This is a genomic window from Pseudomonas sp. 1928-m, from assembly GCF_029269135.1.
Lineage (GTDB): Bacteria > Pseudomonadota > Gammaproteobacteria > Pseudomonadales > Pseudomonadaceae > Aquipseudomonas.
On record NZ_JARIXO010000003.1, the window covers coordinates 157,028 to 174,382 of the forward strand.

15 protein-coding genes are annotated in these 17,355 nt (G+C 62.5%); 9 read left to right on the top strand and 6 right to left on the bottom strand.

What is annotated here, in order from left to right; translation table 11 throughout:
* Window positions 1–163 precede the first annotated feature (163 nt).
* Entirely contained in the window at window positions 164–1,921 is a 1,758-nt protein-coding gene (gene cptA, locus P3C18_RS12655) for a phosphoethanolamine transferase CptA (RefSeq protein WP_275962196.1), read from the top strand.
* Window positions 1,922–1,997: 76 nt separating this feature from the next.
* Here cptA and P3C18_RS12660 read toward each other — a convergent pair whose 3' ends face one another.
* The 5 genes from P3C18_RS12660 to P3C18_RS12680 form a co-directional block, all read right to left on the bottom strand.
* Window positions 1,998–3,074, bottom strand: a complete 1,077-nt coding sequence (locus tag P3C18_RS12660; protein WP_275962197.1) for a polyamine ABC transporter substrate-binding protein — start codon at window positions 3,072–3,074, stop codon at window positions 1,998–2,000.
* Between the two features lie 78 nt (window positions 3,075–3,152).
* Window positions 3,153–3,494: a cupin domain-containing protein gene (locus P3C18_RS12665; RefSeq protein WP_275962198.1), complete on the bottom strand. Its 342-nt coding sequence runs from the start codon at window positions 3,492–3,494 to the stop codon at window positions 3,153–3,155.
* Window positions 3,495–3,505: 11 nt separating this feature from the next.
* On the bottom strand, window positions 3,506–4,912 hold the full coding sequence (locus P3C18_RS12670; RefSeq protein WP_275962199.1) for an FAD-binding oxidoreductase: 1,407 nt from the start codon (window positions 4,910–4,912) through the stop codon (window positions 3,506–3,508).
* Window positions 4,913–4,960: 48 nt separating this feature from the next.
* Window positions 4,961–5,782: a helix-turn-helix domain-containing protein gene (locus P3C18_RS12675; RefSeq protein ID WP_275962201.1), complete on the bottom strand. Its 822-nt coding sequence runs from the start codon at window positions 5,780–5,782 to the stop codon at window positions 4,961–4,963.
* 45 nt (window positions 5,783–5,827) lie between these two features.
* Entirely contained in the window at window positions 5,828–6,226 is a 399-nt protein-coding gene (locus P3C18_RS12680; protein WP_275962436.1) for a YkgJ family cysteine cluster protein, read from the bottom strand.
* A gap of 314 nt (window positions 6,227–6,540) precedes the next feature.
* On the opposite strand from P3C18_RS12680, the gene P3C18_RS12685 reads away from it, so the two are divergent.
* The 7 genes from P3C18_RS12685 (at window position 6,541) to P3C18_RS12715 (ending at window position 15,943) form a co-directional block, all read left to right on the top strand.
* On the top strand, window positions 6,541–10,131 hold the full coding sequence (locus tag P3C18_RS12685; protein WP_275962202.1) for a DUF2339 domain-containing protein: 3,591 nt from the start codon (window positions 6,541–6,543) through the stop codon (window positions 10,129–10,131).
* Window positions 10,128–11,498: a DUF3999 domain-containing protein gene (locus P3C18_RS12690; protein WP_275962203.1), complete on the top strand. Its 1,371-nt coding sequence runs from the start codon at window positions 10,128–10,130 to the stop codon at window positions 11,496–11,498. The genes P3C18_RS12685 and P3C18_RS12690 overlap by 4 nt, the downstream gene beginning before the upstream one ends.
* Window positions 11,499–11,692: 194 nt before the next feature.
* A complete protein-coding gene (locus tag P3C18_RS12695) occupies window positions 11,693–13,336 on the top strand; it encodes a histidine kinase N-terminal 7TM domain-containing protein (protein ID WP_275962204.1) in 1,644 nt (547 codons plus the stop codon).
* A gap of 92 nt (window positions 13,337–13,428) precedes the next feature.
* Window positions 13,429–14,436 (top strand): class 1 fructose-bisphosphatase, encoded by a 1,008-nt coding sequence (locus P3C18_RS12700; protein ID WP_275962205.1) that lies wholly within the window; start codon window positions 13,429–13,431, stop codon window positions 14,434–14,436.
* A 3-nt stretch (window positions 14,437–14,439) separates the two neighbouring features.
* Complete coding sequence (locus P3C18_RS12705; RefSeq protein WP_275962206.1) at window positions 14,440–15,057, top strand: DUF924 family protein; 618 nt, start codon at window positions 14,440–14,442, stop codon at window positions 15,055–15,057.
* 68 nt (window positions 15,058–15,125) lie between these two features.
* A complete protein-coding gene (bamE, locus tag P3C18_RS12710; RefSeq protein WP_275962207.1) occupies window positions 15,126–15,380 on the top strand; it encodes an outer membrane protein assembly factor BamE in 255 nt (84 codons plus the stop codon).
* A complete protein-coding gene (locus P3C18_RS12715; protein ID WP_275962208.1) occupies window positions 15,380–15,943 on the top strand; it encodes a lipocalin family protein in 564 nt (187 codons plus the stop codon). Before bamE ends, P3C18_RS12715 begins: the two co-directional genes overlap by 1 nt.
* An 8-nt stretch (window positions 15,944–15,951) precedes the next feature.
* Here the strand turns inward: P3C18_RS12715 and P3C18_RS12720 are convergent, their stop codons facing one another.
* Window positions 15,952–16,302 (bottom strand): DUF2141 domain-containing protein, encoded by a 351-nt coding sequence (locus tag P3C18_RS12720; protein WP_275962209.1) that lies wholly within the window; start codon window positions 16,300–16,302, stop codon window positions 15,952–15,954.
* Window positions 16,303–16,528: 226 nt separating this feature from the next.
* Here P3C18_RS12720 and P3C18_RS12725 point away from each other — a divergent pair, with 226 nt between their 5' ends.
* The gene (locus P3C18_RS12725; RefSeq protein ID WP_275962210.1) at window positions 16,529–17,347 is read left to right on the top strand and encodes a dialkylrecorsinol condensing enzyme; all 819 of its coding nucleotides are present in this window, start codon (window positions 16,529–16,531) and stop codon (window positions 17,345–17,347) included.
* Window positions 17,348–17,355 lie beyond the last annotated feature (8 nt).

Below are 17,355 nucleotides of genomic sequence, written 5' to 3' on the forward strand. Positions count from 1 at the left end.
CCAGTTCTAGCTGACTAAAAGCCCCCGCCGGCGAGAGCCTGCGGGGGCTTTTTCTTGGCCGATTGTCCACTGGACGGGCGACGCGCTTTGGCGCATGGTTTGACGAATTTTTCACCGGCTGTCTGGCGTAACAGAACGGCTATAAAAACGTTATGAGGTTGTTATGTCTGCAGTGATGGCGAAAGCGTCGGGTCAGCGGGTCGACTGGGCGGGGCTGGGTTGGGCTTTTCTGTTTTTCTGGTACTTCTCTGGTGTTACTCAGTTATTGATTCAGCTGACCGGTACGGCAGGCTTTGCGGGCTTTCGCCAGGCACTGCTAGCCAGCGCGTTGTGGCTGATTCCTCTATTACTTTGGCCCGCGCGCACTCGCCAGTTGGCAGCCGTGATCGGGACTGTGCTGTGGCTGTGTTCATTGGGCAGCTTTGGCTATTTTTTGATTTACGGTCAGGAGTTTTCTCAGAGCGTCATCTTCATCATGTTCGAGTCGAACGTGTCGGAGAGCCAGGAGTACCTGGTGCAGTACTTCGCCTGGTGGATGCTGCCCGCTTTTCTGGCCTATGGCGTCGGTGGCTGGCTGCTGTGGCGCAAGGTCCGGCCGGTCTATCTGTCGCGCCCTGGGGCTTATCTTGCCGCAGCCCTGGCGTTGTTTGTGTCATTGGGCTATCCGGCGATTCGTCAGTTCAGCAAGCACGACAGCTGGCAGGGCGGTCTGGATAATTTCGCGGAACGCATCGAGGCCGCTACACCTTGGCAGTTGGTGGTTGGCTATAAGAATTACCGCGAGCAACTGGCCAATATGCAGGCAATGCTGGCGGAAAACGCCAGCATTCCACCGCTGAGCAACCTGCAGGATGTTCATGCTGGCAAGCCCGCTACCCTGGTGCTGGTAATTGGCGAATCGACCAACCGCCAGCGCATGAGCTTGTACGGCTACCCAAGGCAAACCACGCCGGAGCTGGACCAGTTACGCGATCAGTTGCAGGTGTTTGACTCGGTGGTGACGCCGCGCCCTTACACGATCGAGGCGTTGCAGCAGGTGCTGACCTTTGCCGACCAGGAGAATCCGGACCTTTATCTGACCACGCCTTCTCTGGTCAATTTGATGGAGCAGGCGGGCTACAAGTCCTACTGGATCACTAATCAGCAGACCATGACCAAGCGCAACACCATGCTGACGACCTTTTCCAAGCAAGCTGATGAGCAGGTCTACCTGAACAACAACCGTGAGCAGAACGCCCGCCAGTACGACGGTGATGTGCTGGAGCCCTTTGCCAAGGTGCTGACAGACCCCGCGCCACGCAAGTTTGTGGTGGTGCACCTGCTTGGTACGCACATGAGCTACCAGTACCGCTATCCGCCGGCGTTCGAGCGCTTTACCGACCGTACGGGCGTACCGGCGAATGTTACCGATGATCAGCTGCCGACCTACAACAGCTACGACAACGCGGTGTTGTACAACGACCATGTGGTGGCCAGCCTGATCAAGCGCCTGGCGGGGCAGCAGGAGAATGGTTTTCTGCTGTACCTGGCGGACCATGGTGAGGCGGTGTTCGATGCGCCGAAGGCCGATATATTGGGGCGTAATGAGGCCGCGCCGACCAGCCCGATGTACACCGTACCGTTTATTCTGTGGAACTCGCCCCAGTGGCAAGCGCAGCAACCCCGTGATTTCACCGCGGCGCTGTCACGGGCCTACAGCTCGTCGCACTTTATTCACACCTGGGCGGATCTGGCGGGCCTGCGCTTCGACGGGTACGAGGCGCATAAAAGCCTGGTCAGCAACGAATTCCGGCCGTTGCCGTTGCTTATTGGCAACCCCGAACAGCCAAAAAGTTTGATCGACTTTAGCCTGATCAAGCCAAAAGCCAGCGCGGGTGAGCTGGCCCAGCGTGATAAGAAACAGGGCGCCACCGAGCTGTAATGCGGCAGACAAAAGCCCTCGCCAACTTATGCTGGCGGGGGCTTTTTATGGGTTGTGATTTTATATTTACGACGACTCATATCCCGCTTTTGACCTTGCTCCAGATGCGCGTGCGTACGCGGTCGATCTTCAGCGGCATGGCTTCCAGGGCGTAGAGGTTGGCCATCGCGTCCTGCGGCGGGTAAACCGTGGCATCGGCTTTCAGCTTGGGGTCGACCAGGCTGTCGGCGGCGCTGTTGCCGTTGGCGTATTGCACGTGGTTGGTGATCTGCGCGATCACCTCGGGCTGCAGCAGGTAGTTCATAAAGGCGTAGGCGGCCTGCTCGTTGTTGCTGTCGGCGGGCATGGTGACCATGTCGAACCAGATCGGCGTGCCTTCTTTGGGGATCACGTAGTTGATGCTGATGCCATTGTTCGCCTCAGTGGCGCGGTTGCCGGCCTGCATGATGTCGCCGGAGAAGCCCACGGCCATGCAGATATCGCCATTGGCCAGATCGCCGACGTACTTGGACGAATGGAAATAGCGCACGTTCTTGCGCATCTCCAGCAGCAGCGCTTCGGCCTTTTGGTAGTCCTCAAGGTTCTGGCTGTGGTGCGGCAGCCCCAGGTAATGCAGGGCAATCGGTAGCAGCTCCGGGCCGTTGTCGAGGATCGCCACGCCGCATTGGCTGAGCTTGGCCAGGTATTCGGGCTTGAAGATCAGGTCCCAGGAATCGAGCGGTACATCTTCGCCGAGCACTTCGCGCACCTTGGCTACGTTGTAGCCGATACCGGTGCTGCCCCACAGGTAGGGAAAGCCGTACTGGTTGCCGGGGTCATTGGTTTCCAGGGCTTTCATCAGGATCGGGTTGAGGTTGTTCCAGCCGGGTAGGCGGCTTTTGTCGAGTTTCTTCAGTGCGCCACCCTGAATCTGCCGGGCCATGTAGTGATTGGACGGGAACACCACGTCATAACCCGAGCGCCCGGCCATCAGCTTGGCATCGAGGGTTTCGTTGCTGTCGTACACATCGTAGTGACTGCTGATGCCGCTGCTTTGCTCGAATTGCTTGAGGGTGTCCGGGGCGATGTAGTCCGTCCAGTTGTAGATGCGCACGGTTTCTGCGGCCTGGCTGACGCTGCTGAGCAGCAGCAGAGGAAGCAATTTCTTCAGCATGGGAGTACCTCATCGTTTTTATCGGTGTTGTCGAAGTGGCAGTAGCAAGTGAATGGCGTTGGCCTGCGCGGGGCCGGGTTATTTGAGCAGGACGAAGCTCTTGCGCACGGTTTCCGTGATGTCCCACACGCCGAAGGTGTTGGCCGGCATTAGCAGGGCATCGCCGGCCTGGATCTGCATGGGCTCGCCGCCATCCGGGGTGAAGGTGCAGCGCCCAGCGATAAAGTGGCAGAACTCCTGCTGGGCGATCTGCCGGCGCCAACGTCCGGGTGTGCATTCCCAGATGCCGGCGGCGACGCCGTCGGCATGCTCGATGCCCTGGCTGCTGGTGATGGCCACCGGCTCGCTCAGCGGGACGGCGACCGGGTTGATGTCCGTCAGGGTCAGCTGGGCGGTGTTCTTGAAGTGTTCGATGCTCATGAAACTCTCCGTTAACGCATGAATTTTTCCATGGTGCCGGCCAGACTGCTGGCCAGCTTGCGCCGCCAGGGCGCGCTGTCTGGGTTGGCCAGCACACGGTCTTCGTGCACGAAGCTCTGGATGATCGCGTTGTAGCCGAGCCAGCGCAGGGGTTCCGGCTCCCAGCGCGGCAGGCGGCTGAGTGGCTGGTCGCCTAGCACCCAGGGCTGGCGGGTCAGCTCGCTCTGCTGGTTGAGAATCAGGTCCGCCAGGGTGCGTCCGCCGAGGTTGCTGGCGCCGACGCCCTCGCCGCCGTAACCACCGGACAGGGCGATGCCGCTCTGCCGGTCCACCAGCATGTGCGGGCGAAAGCGCCTTGCCATGCCCAGATTGCCGCCCCAGGCGTGGGTGATGCGTACTTGCTTGAGCTGCGGGAACAGCTCGCCAAACAAGTAACGGCGCAGGTCGCGCTCGTTCTCGCTGAGATTGAAGTCGTGGCGCAGCTGGCCGCCAAAGCGATAACCGCCACGGGCGCCAAACACCAAGCGGTCGTCGGCGCTGCGCTGGCCGTAGGTGACCTGGCGGCTGTTCTCGCTGAAGGCCTGACCGCGCTCTAGGCCGATGTCGGCCCAGACTTCCTTAGGCAGCGGCTCGGTGGCCACCAGCAGGCTCTGTACCGGTAACTGATGGTTGCCCAGGGGCGGCAGGCTGGCGGCATAGCCTTCCACGGCCGGGACGATCCAGTCAGCGCGCACGCTGCCGCTGGCGGTGCGCACCAGACCGGTTTGCCAGTCGATCACCCGGCTTTGCTCATACAGCTCGACGCCCATGGCGGCCACGCAGCGCGCCAGGCCGCGCACCAGTTTGGCCGGCTGGATGGTCGCGCAGTGCGGGGTGTAGATGGCGCCGAAGGCGTTGGCCAGCTGCAACTGCTTGCCGAGGTCAAAGGGCGTCAACCAGCGGTAGTCGTGTTCATCCAGGCCCAGGTCGCGCAGCTCGGCCAGGTGCTGGCGCAGGCTGGTCAGCTGCTCGGGGTAGCGCGCAGCGCAATACAGCACGCCGGCTTTGCGGTAATCGCAGGCGATCTGTTCACGCTGCAGCACGCTGGCGACTTCATCGGGAATGCCGTGCAGCAGCGCATAGGCACTCTGGCGCGCGGCGCTGGGCTGGTCGGCGAGCAGGTTGTCTTGGCCGAGCAGGTTGCCCATCAGCCAGCCGCCGTTGCGCCCGGAGGCGCCGAAACCGGCAATCTCGCCTTCGAGGATGACGATGCGCAGCTGCGGCGCCTGGCGCTTGAGGTAGTAGGCGGTCCACAGGCCGGTATAGCCCGCGCCGATAATGGCCACATCGGCGTGCAGGTCTTCGGTCAGCGCGGGGCGGGCGGTCAGCGGTTCGTCCAGCTGATCCATCCACAGGCTGAGGGAGCGCCATGGGCTCATCGTCGATCTCCGGCAGTTGATAACTCTGCGCAGAGACTAGGAGGTCGATCAGGGCTTGTCTTGTGTGCGTGCCCGCAAGGAAATTTGTTTGAGGTAGGCCTTGGGCGACATGCCGGTGTGCCGGCGGAAGCAGCTGTAGAACGCCGAGAGCGAATTGAACCCGGCAGCGAAGGCCAGCTCATCGATGCGCTGCAGGTCGTTGCCGGCCTCCAGACTGGCGAGCAGGTGCTGCAAGCGCTTGTGGTTGATATAGCGGTAGAAGCTCTGGCCGAGCACCTGGTTGAGCAGGTGGGAGATCTGGTTGCGGCTGTAGCCGGTGGCTGCGGCGACCTGCGGCAGGCTGAGCTGCGGGTCGAGGTAGGCCTGGGCGCGCTGCATGTAGTCTTCCAGGTCCTGCGCCAACAGGCCCAGCTGGCGGGCGCTAAGGCCGAGGCGGCTAAGGGCTGGGCGGGAATCACTGGCGGCGGATAGGTCGCGCTCTTCGCGCATCAGCGTGGCGTATTCATGGATGCGCCAGATCAGGCCGTCGCGCACGGTAATCGCCTCGCCGGTGCGAAACGCCAGCAGGCCGCCGCTGCCGTGCAGGCTGATGCGGTACTGGATAAACGCGGTATGACCATCGATGCGGATGCGGTCGGTGTGCTCCAGGGCTTCACCGGGCTGGCGCGGCAGGTTGTGGCGCACGTACTCGCGCAGCTCGGCAAAGCCCATGCAGCGCTGCTGGAAGAAGTCGTGGTACTGGATATCCGGGTGATACAGCGCCATCACCGCGTCGAGGTCGCGGTCTTTCCAGCTGTAGTGATAACGCATCACCGTGGCGCGAGTGCGCTCGGTCTGCTGGGCGTCATCGGGGAAGTCAGGGCTGTGCATGGTTGCCAGCTTGCCCGAGGCTTGCCGGCAGCTCAATGCCGTTACTTAGCTCTTTGGCTTGTAGGCGCAATAGCCTGGGCGCGGGCCGATCTTCGGGTGGTTGCGGCAGGTGTCCGGACGCTTTTCGTAGATGGTGCACAGGCGGGTTTTGCGATCGAGGTAGTAGCAGTCGTTGTTGCTCATGCGGGTCAGGGTGAAGATGCCCGACTTCTGATGGAAGCGTTCGACGATGCCGTCTTTCTGCAGGCGCTTGGCGATGTTCTTCAGCGGCTCGCTGCGTTCGAACTCATCGACCACGCCGATGCGGATCAGGTCATTCAGACGCGCTTCGACCGGCAGCGTGCAGCAGCTGGACATGCAGCTGTGGCACATATCAGCGGTGTATTTGGCCCAGGTTTCCAGGCGGTCGAGTTCGGCGGCGGCAATCAGGTTGTTTTTCATCAGCGCAGGCATGCATCAGTTATGCGGCGCGCGATGATAGCGGCCTTGCGGCGTTTGTGAATGACTATCTGCCGGCTGGTCATGGTTTATGCGGTTGTGGCCGGGGCAATTCTTTATGTCTGCCGTCCATGGCAGACACCCTTCGGGCCGTTGCTGCGCAACGTTAAAAATGGCTCCTGCCATTTTTTGCTGTGCTGTGATGCGTGCGGCATTCGTCTCTCTGGGTATGCACCGGTCGGGCTCCTATACTGCTGCGCAGTTTGCGCCGCTGGCCGGGCAACAGGATGTTCGGGTTTAGCTGAATAGGAACGCGCTGCATGCAATGGATTTTCATGCTGGTGGGGTTGGTACTCGGTGCCTTGGCGGATGAGACGCTGACGGCTTCGCTGCTGGGTGCATTACTGGGCCTGGGCCTTGGTCAGGCGCTCAAGCTGCATGGGCTGGAACGCGAGAATGCCGCGCTAACGGCGCAGCTCAAGGCCTTTTCTCAGCGTTTCGAGCAGGGTACTGCGGCGCTGTATGAGCGTTTGCTCAAGTTGGAGCAGGGCGCCACGCCAGCCGCTGAAGCGCCGCCTGTGACGGAGCCGCTCAGCTCCGTTGCCGAGCCCGCACCTGAGCCGATTGTCACTGCCCAGGCGGCCGAGCCCGAGCTGGACTGGACCCTGGATTTTGTCCTGGCCGAACCTGCGCCTGAACCTATCGCGCCTATGCAGGCTGTTCCCGAACCCGCCGTCGCACCGATCAAAGCGCCGCCCGCTACACCCAGGAAGCCTGCCGAGCCGCGTCAGCCTTCGCCGATTGAGCGGGCCATCGACCTTGCCCAGAACTGGCTGCTGGGTGGCAATACGGTGTTGCGTGTCGGCGTGGTGCTGCTGTTTCTCGGTCTGGCCTTCCTGCTGCGTTACGCCACTGAGGGTGTGGTGGTGCCGGTGGAGTTGCGTTACGCCAGTGTCGCCGCCAGTGCGGTGGCCTTGCTCGGCCTGGGCTGGTGGTTGCGTTTGCGCAACCCGAACTATGCGCTGATGCTGCAGGGCACTGGGGTTGCGGTGCTGTACCTGACGGTGTTCGCCGCGATGCGCCTACACCCGCTGCTGGACCCTGGCGTGGCGCTGGGTCTGCTGGTGCTGGTGACGGTGTTCTCGGCGATTCTGGCGGTCAAGCAGAATGCCCTGGGCCTGGCGGCTGCAGCGGCGTTGGGCGGTTTTGCCGCGCCAATCCTGACCAGCACGGGCAGCGGCAACCATGTGGCGCTGTTCAGCTACTTCGCCCTGCTTAACGCCGGGATCTTTGCCATCGCCTGGTTTAAGGCCTGGCGGCTGCTCAACCTGATCGGTTTTGTCGGCACCTTCGGCATCGGCTTTGCCTGGGGTATTCGCTCCTATACGCCGGAGCTGCTCTGGAGCACCGAACCGTTCCTGATTCTGTTCTTCCTGATGTATGTGGCCATCGGCCTGCTGTTTGCCCGGCGCAAGTTGCGTGAGGCTCTGGACGCGCCCGAGGATCGCGATGCGCTGCTGCGCTGGGCGGCGCGCAAGGGCGACTATATCGACGCCACCGTGCTGTTCGGCCCGCCGCTGGTGGGCTTTGGCCTGCAGTTTGCGCTGGTGCAGCACATCGAGTTTGCCGCAGCCTTCAGCGCGCTGGCGCTGGGCTTGTTCTACCTAGTGCTGGCGCGGCTGCTGGTCGGTCGCACCGGTGATCGTGCAGCGTTGCTGGTGGAAACCTGTTTGGCGCTGGGCGTGGTGTTCGGCAGCCTGGCGATTCCCTTGGGTCTGGATGCGCGCTGGACTTCGGCCGCCTGGGCGGTCGAAGGCGCGGGTATCTTCTGGCTCGGCTTGCGTCAGCAACGCAGCCTGGCACGGGCATTCGCCCTGCTGCTGCAGGTTGGCGCGGCGCTGGCGTTCGTGATCGGCTTGCGCGGCGGCGAATTGACCCTGCTGGACGGTGCGCCGCTGGGCGCGTTGATGCTTGGCGTGGCTTTGCTGTTCAGCTACTGGCAGTTGCGCCAGAACACGCAGCACGCGAGCAGCTGGGAGGTGCGTGGGCTGCCGCTGTTGGCCTGTGCCGGACTGGCGTTTCTCTATCTGCTTGCGCCACTGCTGTTTGCCGCACAGGGCACGGCGATCAGCTGGGCGTTGGCCGGCTTGCTGACCCTGTGGCTGGGTTTGCGTATTCAGGCGCGCAGCTTTCTGTTCAGTGCCTTTGCCGTGCAGTTGCTTGGCGGGGTGGTGTTTATGCTGGACATGGCCGGCAATGCGGCCACCGGTATAGGCGGCTTCTCTGCCGGCTGGCAGGGCTTGCTGACCTCGTCCTTGATCGGCTTTGGCCTGATCGCCGGCATGTTGCTGGCGGCGCGTGATCCGCAGGTGGGTAACGACCGTCGTCTGCTGCGTGGCCTTTCGGTGGTGCTGCTGGTCGGGCTGGTGTTTCTCAATCTGGCGGTGTTGTTTGTGCTGCCTTTGGTCACGGCCAGTGCGGTATGGGGCGGCAGTGGGCTGCTGATCATCTGGCTCAGTTTGCACCTGCAACAGCGCGCCAGTTTTGTCTTCGGTCTATTGCTCCAGGTGTTGGCCGGGCTGGTGTTTCTCGCCGTCAGCCCGCTGCTGTTCGGTCAGCTGTCGGCCGAGGGCATTCGCCCGCTGGCGCATATGGATTTCTGGACGCCGCTGGTACTCGGCGTGGCCGCTTTGGTCGGCGCCTGGCGTTTGCAACAGTTGGCGCGTCGCGAAGCGTCCAGTGCGTTGGGTAATTTCAGTTTGCTTGGCCTGGCGCAACTGCTGCTGGTGTGGGGCGCGGCCTGGTGGGCGCTGGCGCTAAGCAGTGAGGTGCTGCGCTTTGTTGCGCCGGAATGGCAGGCCAGTGCTTTGCTCGCGGTGCTGGCAGCTAGCGTGGCCCTGGCGGCATTTATCGCGCCGCGCACCCGCTGGGCCGAACTGGCACTGCTGTGCTGCCTGCTGACGCCGCTGGCCGGCGTGGTGCTGCTGCACGCCTGGCACCTGCACTATCACCCGGCTGCGCAGTTTGGCTGGCTGGCCTGGACGCTGCTGTTTGCCGTGCACTTCTGGGCGCTGCGGCGTCTGGCACCACAGTTGCCGGCAGGGGCGCTGAGCGCCGCCCATGTACTCGGCTGCTGGTTGTTGCTGGGCGTGCTGGCGCTGGAGTTGCGCTACCTGCTGTTGGCCCTGGCGGAGCATTACAACGCCTGGCGCTGGCTGGGCTGGGCGCTGCTGCCGAGTGCCTATCTGTGGCTGATGGCGTTGCCGCGTCGCTGGCCTTGGCCGCTGGCGGCCTATCCGCGGGAATACCGTTTGCTGGCGGCGGCGCCGCTGGCGCTGCTGATGCTCGGCTGGTTCTGTCTGGCCAACGTCGCCAGCGCCGGGGATGCCGAGCCGCTGGCCTACCTGCCGCTGCTCAATCCGCTGGAGCTGGGTTTGCTGTTTGCCCTTGGCGCAGTGTTCGCCTGGGCGTGCATGGGCCTGGCTGAGCTGGGCGTGGCAAGCGTGCGCAGCCAGTGGCTGACCCAGGCCGTGGCCGGTGCTTCGTTGTTTGCTCTGCTGACTGCGATGGTCATGCGCACCGCCCATCATTGGGGTGGCGTGCCCTATCAGCTGGATGCGCTGCTCGATTCGATGCTGGTGCAGGCCGGTTTGTCGATTGTCTGGACGTTGATCGCTCTGCCGCTGATGGTCCTCGGCAACCGCCTTGGCCGGCGCGAGCTGTGGCTGATCGGTGCGGCGTTGATCGCGCTGGTGGTGGCCAAGCTGTTCTTTGTTGAGCTGGGTAATCGTGGTGGCCTGGAGCGCATCGTGTCGTTTATTGGTGTGGGTGTGTTGCTGTTGGTGGTGGGCTATTTCGCCCCGTTGCCGGCACGCAAGGCGGATGCGGATCAGCCGCAGGAGCAAGCATGATCAGTCGTTTAATTCACCGAGTGGGCAGCGCTGCGTTGCTTGGCTTGCTGTGCAGTGCGCCAGCCCTGGCGCAGGAGCAGCCCACTGACTATGCCGTACAGCTGCCGCTGAGCCTTAGCGGCGAAGGCCCCTGGTACCGCCTGGATGTGCCGATGGCGCTGCATTTTGCCGCGCGCTATGGCGATTTGCGCGATCTGCGGGTGTTTAACGCCGAAGGTCAGGCGCTAGCTTATGCCCTGGTGGCAGGGCAGGGCGAGTCGCGCGACAGCCAGCAGGAGCAGGCGGTGAAGTGGTTTCCGCTGTACGCCGAGCAGGGCGATAGCAGCGCTACGCCGAGCCTGCGGGTACAGCGCAGCACTAGCGGTACCTTGATCGAACTACTTGATGAGCCGGATGCAGCCGCCAAGCCGGCGCTGCTGCGTGGTTGGCTGCTGGATGCCAGCGCATTGGATGAGCCGCTGGTGCGCCTGCAGCTGGACTGGAGCGGCGGCCAGGACGGTTTTCAACGCTTCAGCATCGAGGCCAGTGATGATCTGCAAAGCTGGCGCTCCTGGGGCCGCGGCCAGTTGGCGCGTCTGTCGTTCGATGGCGAACGTATCGAGCAACGGCAGATCGAACTGCCGGGCAGCAAGGCGCGCTACCTGCGTCTGCTCTGGCAAAGCCCGCAACAGGCGCCGCAATTGACCGCTGCCAGCTTGCGCAGCCAGCGCAGTGACAGCATGCCGGCGCCGCTGGTGTGGTCGCAGCCGCTGGCCGCGACACGCAGCCCGGATGGCGAATACCAGTGGCAGTTGCCCCTGGCCTTGCCGTTGGAGCGCTTGCACGTCGAACTCAGTCAGGCCAATAGCCTGGCGCCGATTCGTGTCAGTGGTCGCAGTGAAGCCAAGGGCGCTTGGCAATCGCTGGCGCAGGGCCTGCTTTATCGGCTGCCGGAAAATGGCGTGGAAATCCGTCAGGATGAATTGCCGTTGCCGGGTTGGGCAGTGCAGCAGCTGCGCCTGCAGGTGGACGAGCGCGGCGGCGGTCTGGGCGTCGAGCCACCGCAAATCAAAGTCGCCGTGCGGTCAACTCAGTTGGTGTTCCTTCAGCGTGGCAGCCCGCCCTATCGGCTGGCACTGGGGCGAGCGGGAGCGCAGTCGGCGGCTTTGCCGCTGACCACCTTGATTCCCGGCTATCAGCCACAGCGTCTGCAACAACTGGGCATAGCTGAGGCGCAGTTACAGGCTGAGAACCTGGCGCAGCAAGAGCAGGCCGCAGCTGCTGAGAGCGACTGGAAACGCTGGGGCTTGTGGCTGGTGCTGCTACTCGGGGTAGGCTTATTGGCACTGATGGCGGTCAGCCTGTTGCGTCGGCCGAGCGCCGAATAGAGCCCGCTAACAGAAATAAAGCCCAGCTGCCTAACGAATTTTGCAGTATGGTTGGCATCTTCAATTGATTGGCGTTTGAGGTCAGGAAGGCCCTTGCGTATTTCTACTGCGACCCGTCTTCGGGTGATTCTCGTGCGTTTGCCCGGCTTGGTCGGCAAGCGTGCACAGCCGTTTTCCTTGGCAGTGCCCTCCCGATGAATGCCTGCGGTGATTCCGGCTGGGCGCTCAGTGCTCCGGTGATTCTGACTTCTGTGGTCTGCATCGGTGTGCTGCTGTTGGCCCGCTGGGTTACGCAGCAACGTTATTTCCCAGGGCGCGAAAGCTTTATCGTGCTGCACCTGGCGAGCCTCTGGTGGCTGATCGCCGCGAGCCTGGAAATGGCCGCGCAAGGCCCGCAGTGCAAGGTGTTCTGGGCCACCATGGCCTGGCCGGGGATTCTTGTGGTGCCCACCTTCTGGGCAATCTTCCTCTGGCAATACGTCAACAGCGTGCGCCAACCGCTGCCACTGCGCAGCACCCTGGGGTTGGCCGTGGTGCCGGTGCTGATCTGGCTGATGGCCCTGAGCAACCCCTGGCATGGCCTGTTCTACGGCGCTGGTACGGCGCCGCTGAGTGATGAGCCGGGCGCGCCGATCCGCTATCAACATGGGCCGCTGTTCTACGCCGCCGCCGCTTACGTCTACCTGTTTATGGCTTTCTGCATGGGCGTGGTGCTGCGCGCGGCCATCGTCAGTTATGGCGTGCATCGGCGCCACTACCTGGCGTTTGTCTTCGTTACTGCGGTGCCCTGGGTCGCCAATATCAGTTATGTAGTGTTCGGCTGGATGCTCTTTGGCTTTGACCCGACGCCCTTCAGTTTCGCCTTTACCCTGGTGGCCTTTGCCTGGCTGATTGTCGGTGTGCGGTTGTTTGATCTGCTGCCTGTGGCTCGCCACCTGCTGCTGGATGCCCTGCTCGATCCGGTGCTGGTGGTCGATGCGCAGTTGCGGGTGATCGAGGCGAACCCGGCGGCATTGAAACTGGCTGGACTGCGCAGTGGTTGGCAGGGTCGGCAGCTGGCCGACTGGCCGATCCTCGGTGCGGATTTGCAGCAGTTGCTGAGCCAGCAGACGCAGGGCGAGCATGATCGGCTGCTGACCCTGGCCAACTCGGCGCGGTATTTCGAAGTGCGTATCCGCGCCATCGAGCGGGTGACCCATCGCGGCACCCTGGTGCTCGGGCAGATGCTCTACCTGCGTGATGTCACCCAGCGCCACCTTAGTGAACTGAAGCTGGCCGAAGCCCTGGCCCTCAGCGAAGAGCGTCTGCGCACCATCACCAATCTGCATGAGCAGCTGCAGGAGCAGGCGCTGTGTGACCCGCTGACCGGGCTGTACAACCGGCGTTATCTAGATGAGTTCTTTACCCGCGAGTTGGCCGTGGCGCAGCGCGAACGCACGCCGATTTCCCTGGCGCTGATCGATCTGGATCATTTCAAGCAGCTCAACGACGAGCATGGCCACCTTGAAGGCGACGACGTGCTCAAGGGCGTGGCCCAGCACCTGCTGGAGAACCTGCGCAGCTCGGACGCGGTATTCCGTATCGGTGGCGAAGAGTTCCTGCTGATCCTGCCGCGCGCCGATGCCCATGAAGCCCGCGCGCGTCTGGAAACCATCTGCCGCGATTTAGCCGCACATCCCCTGCCGACCCGCGGTGGCGCACGCTATGTAACCTTGTCCGCCGGCTTGGCGCTGTGGCCCGAGCAGGGCCTGGTGCTTGATGAGTTGCTGCAGGTGGCTGATGCCGCCCTGTATCAGGCCAAGCATGCGGGGCGTAATAGGGTTTGTAGCCTGGCCTGATGGCCCGGCCGCTCCTTCCATCCAGTGCTAAAGCGCTTTCCCCGCTAAAGGGGTAAACTGCGCGCGATTTTTCTTCCTTCCCGGAGCCATCCATGTCCCGCGTTACCCTCAGCCGCTACCTGATCGAGCAGACCCGCTGCAACCACACCCCAGCCGATCTGCGTTTCCTTATCGAAGTGGTCGCACGGGCCTGTAAGGAGATCAGCCATCAGGTATCCAAGGGTGCTCTGGGCGGCGTGCTGGGCAGCATGGGCACCGAGAACGTGCAGGGCGAGGTGCAGAAGAAGCTCGACGTGATTTCCAACGAAATCCTGCTGGAAGCCAACGAGTGGGGCGGTCACCTGGCCGGTATGGCGTCCGAAGAAATGGACAATGCCTACCAGATTCCCGGCAAGTACCCAAAAGGTGCCTACCTGCTGGTTTTCGACCCGCTGGACGGCTCCAGCAACATCGATGTCAACGTCTCGGTCGGCACCATCTTCTCGGTACTGCGCTGCCCGGACCGCAATGGTGATGAAGGCGATCTGGGTGAGGAAGCCTTCCTGCAGCCGGGCACCGAGCAGGTGGCTGCCGGTTATGCAATCTACGGCCCGCAGACCATGCTGCTGCTGACCCTCGGTGATGGCGTTAAAGGCTTCACCCTGGACCGCGAGTTGGGCAGCTTCGTGCTGACCCACGACAACATCAAGGTGCCGGAGTCGACCAAGGAATTCGCCATCAACATGTCCAACCAGCGTCACTGGGAGGCGCCGGTACAGCGCTATGTCAGCGAGTTGCTGGCGGGCGAAGAAGGCCCGCTGGGTAAGAACTACAACATGCGCTGGATCGCCTCGATGGTGGCCGATGTGCATCGCATCCTCACCCGTGGCGGCGTGTTTATGTACCCGCGCGACAGCCGTGAGCCAGAGAAGCCGGGCAAGCTGCGCTTGATGTACGAAGCCAACCCGATGTCGATGATCATCGAGCAGGCTGGCGGCGTGGCCACCAACGGCACCCAGCGCATTCTCGACATTCAGCCGACTTCCCTGCACCAGCGTGTCGCGGTCTTCCTCGGTTCCAAGGAAGAAGTGCTGCGCATCAGCGCCTATCACCGCGAGTAAGCGATGAACGCGCCCTGGCAGCCGTTGCTTGACTGGTGGTTCGGTGCGGCCGGCTGCGGCCCTGGCGTGACGGCTGCTGAGGTGGCCGCCAGGCGTACCGCGTTGTGGTTCGGCAAGCAGGATCGTCAGGATGAGCAGGCGCGCGAGCAGTTTGGCGCGCTGGTCGAGCAGGCTCTGGCCAGTGGGTTGCAAGACTGGCAAGGCGAACCTGAGGGCTGGCTGGCAACCCTGCTGTTGCTTGATCAGCTGCCGCGGATGATCTTTCGCGATACCCCGCGCGCTTTTGCCGGTGATCCGCTGGCTCGACCGTTGGCCCTGCACGGGCTGGCCCAGGGCTGGGATCAGCAGCTGCGCCCGATCCAACGGGTGTTTGCCTATCTGGTGCTGGAGCATGCCGAAGACCTGACGCTGCAGAATCAGGCCGTGCAGCTGTTTCAGGCATTGCTTGAGCAGGCTGCAAGCGCCGAGCGTGAGCTGTTTGCCGGCTATCTGGACTATGCCGAGCGCCATCAGCGGGTGATCGCGCGCTTTGCTCGCTTCCCCCATCGCAATCAGATACTCGGGCGCGCTTCCAGCGCCGAGGAATCTGCCTTTCTGCTGGAACCTGGCTCGCGCTTCTAGCATCCAAGCAGGCAGGCTCGGTATTGCTATGCCAAGCTGGTCTTGGTTCTTTCCTCAGGAGTTTCCCCATGTCTCTGCGTGTCGTCGCACTACTCGCCGGTTGCCTGCTACTGGTCGCCTGCAACAAGATCAATCAGAACAATTACACCCAGCTCAAGGCCGGCATGAGCAAGGATGAAGTCCAGAACCTGCTGGGTAAACCGACTGAATGCGCCGGCGCCCTGGGCATGTCCAGCTGCACCTGGGGCGATGAACAGCGCTTTATCAGCGTTCAGTACGCCGGCGACAAGGTCATGATGTTTTCCGGCAAGGGTTTGAAGTGATGCGCCTGCTGGCGGCGTTGGCCGCAGCGGCGCTGCTGGTGGGCTGCGCCAATTCCGGTACGGGCGTGGTGCCGCCGAAGACTGTCGAGCAGGTCGACCTAAAGCGTTATCAAGGCCTCTGGTACGAACAGGCGCGTTTGCCGATGTTCTTCCAGCGCAATTGCGCGCAGTCCGAGGCGCTTTATGAGCTGCAGGAAGGCGGCACTATCGGCGTGACCAATCGCTGCCGCACCTACGATGGCGATATGCAGCAGGTGCAGGGCCAGGCCGTGGCGCAGGTGCCGGGCGAGACCAATAAACTCTGGGTGCGTTTCGACAACTGGGCCAGCAGCCTGCTGCCGGGGCTGACCAAGGGCGAGTACTGGGTGCTCTATCTGGATGATGGTTACCAGGCCGCGCTGGTTGGGCATCCCAATCGCAAGTATCTCTGGCTGCTGACCCGTGATCAGGACCCCAGCGCGAAACACCTTGCGACGCTACTTGAAGAAGCGCGCAGCCGTGGTTATGACACCCGTGAGCTGATCTGGCGACGCACGGCTGCTGAGATGGCCCTGCCGCGTTAAGCTGCGGTTTATTTCTTGGCTTTCGGGCTCTGCAGGCGGATGCGCAGTTGGGTGTCCGCTGTGCCGTGCTCGAACAGGCTGTCAGCTGGTGTGGGCTTGCCATTGAGCAGCGGTGGGTTGGCGGAAAAGCCCACCGGTTCTAGCGGGATGCCGCGCCGGCCATGGTCGAGCTGGCCGTTGCCATTGCTGTCCTGGTACAGCTGAATGGCATAACGCCCAGGCGGCAGGTCGACTAGGCGCAGCTGGCCGTCGTCACTCTGCTGCAGGCGCAGTGGCTGTTCTGGCCAACGTTGCAGCATGCCGCTCACCAGTGCCGCATGCACGGTTGCTGTGGCTTGTATGCCATCTACTGTGACCATGATGTCACCGGCTCGGGCGTATGAGCCGACCAGTAGCAGCAAAAGGCCAGTCTGATAGCCGGCCTTCTTTACGGTTTGAAGAATTCTCTGTGGCATAATCCGGGCATTTCGCAGGAAGTGGCTGGCGATGCGTCAGGTCTTGATCGTACATTTTTCACAAACCGGCCAGCTAGATAGGTTGGCGCAATCGGTATGCGAGCCGTTACAGCAATGCAGCGATATTCAGTTGGATTACCTCCAGCTGCAACCCGCGCAACCTTACCCCTTTCCCTGGCCGTTTCTCGAGTTTTTCCGGATTTTTCCGGAAACCGTGCTGATGCGTCCGCAGCCTCTGCTGCCGTTGGCGGTGGATGCGAGCAAGCGTTATGACCTGGTGATTCTCGCCTATCAGGTGTGGTTCCTTTCGCCGTCGCAGCCAATGACTGCTTTCCTTGCTTCGCCTGAGGCCGCGCAGTTGCTCAAGGGCACGCCGGTGGTAACCCTGATCGGCTGCCGCAATATGTGGCTGATGGCTCAGGAGAAGGTCAAGAACCGGCTCACTGAACTGGGCGCGCGGTTGGTGGACAATATCGCCCTGACTGACGCCTGCGGCACTGCGGCGAGTTTTCTGGCGACGCCCTTGTGGCTGTTTACCGGGCGGCAGAAATCCTACAGCTGGGTGCCGCGCGCCGGTATTGATGAGGCTGAAATTGTCGCCGCCAGCCGCTTTGGCGTGGCCATGGCGCAACGCTTGACGGCCGACCGCCTGCCGATTGAGCAGCCGATGCTCAGCGGCCTGGGGGCGGTGAAGATTGATGAAAAGCTGATCGCCAGTGAGAAGGTCGGCAATCGCAGCTTTCAGCTCTGGAGCCGCTTGCTGGCCGCTTTAGGCCCGCAGCAGAGCCGTCGCCGCGGTGCCGGGCTGGTGGTCTATATCCTGTTTCTGTTGTGCCTGATCGTCACCGTAGTGCCGCTCAGTGCTTTGCTTAAAAAGTTGTTGGCGCCGCTGTTAAAAGAGCGCACCCAGCGTGAGAAGGCTTACTTTGCCGGCCCGTCTGGTGAGTGAAGTGACCT

What these genes read in the sequence shown, in the direction of transcription:
- bamE (WP_275962207.1), top strand. Translation starts at nt 15,126, where the DNA reads ATGTCTCTGCGTGTCGTCGCACTACTCGCCGGTTGCCTGCTACTGGTC.
- cptA (WP_275962196.1), top strand. Translation starts at nt 164, where the DNA reads ATGTCTGCAGTGATGGCGAAAGCGTCGGGTCAGCGGGTCGACTGGGCG.
- P3C18_RS12715 (WP_275962208.1), top strand. Translation starts at nt 15,380, where the DNA reads ATGCGCCTGCTGGCGGCGTTGGCCGCAGCGGCGCTGCTGGTGGGCTGC.
- P3C18_RS12675 (WP_275962201.1), bottom strand. Translation starts at nt 5,782, where the DNA reads ATGCACAGCCCTGACTTCCCCGATGACGCCCAGCAGACCGAGCGCACT.
- P3C18_RS12705 (WP_275962206.1), top strand. Translation starts at nt 14,440, where the DNA reads ATGAACGCGCCCTGGCAGCCGTTGCTTGACTGGTGGTTCGGTGCGGCC.
- P3C18_RS12700 (WP_275962205.1), top strand. Translation starts at nt 13,429, where the DNA reads ATGTCCCGCGTTACCCTCAGCCGCTACCTGATCGAGCAGACCCGCTGC.
- P3C18_RS12665 (WP_275962198.1), bottom strand. Translation starts at nt 3,494, where the DNA reads ATGAGCATCGAACACTTCAAGAACACCGCCCAGCTGACCCTGACGGAC.
- P3C18_RS12690 (WP_275962203.1), top strand. Translation starts at nt 10,128, where the DNA reads ATGATCAGTCGTTTAATTCACCGAGTGGGCAGCGCTGCGTTGCTTGGC.
- P3C18_RS12670 (WP_275962199.1), bottom strand. Translation starts at nt 4,912, where the DNA reads ATGAGCCCATGGCGCTCCCTCAGCCTGTGGATGGATCAGCTGGACGAA.
- P3C18_RS12720 (WP_275962209.1), bottom strand. Translation starts at nt 16,302, where the DNA reads ATGGTCACAGTAGATGGCATACAAGCCACAGCAACCGTGCATGCGGCA.
- P3C18_RS12695 (WP_275962204.1), top strand. Translation starts at nt 11,693, where the DNA reads ATGAATGCCTGCGGTGATTCCGGCTGGGCGCTCAGTGCTCCGGTGATT.
- P3C18_RS12685 (WP_275962202.1), top strand. Translation starts at nt 6,541, where the DNA reads ATGCAATGGATTTTCATGCTGGTGGGGTTGGTACTCGGTGCCTTGGCG.
- P3C18_RS12660 (WP_275962197.1), bottom strand. Translation starts at nt 3,074, where the DNA reads ATGCTGAAGAAATTGCTTCCTCTGCTGCTGCTCAGCAGCGTCAGCCAG.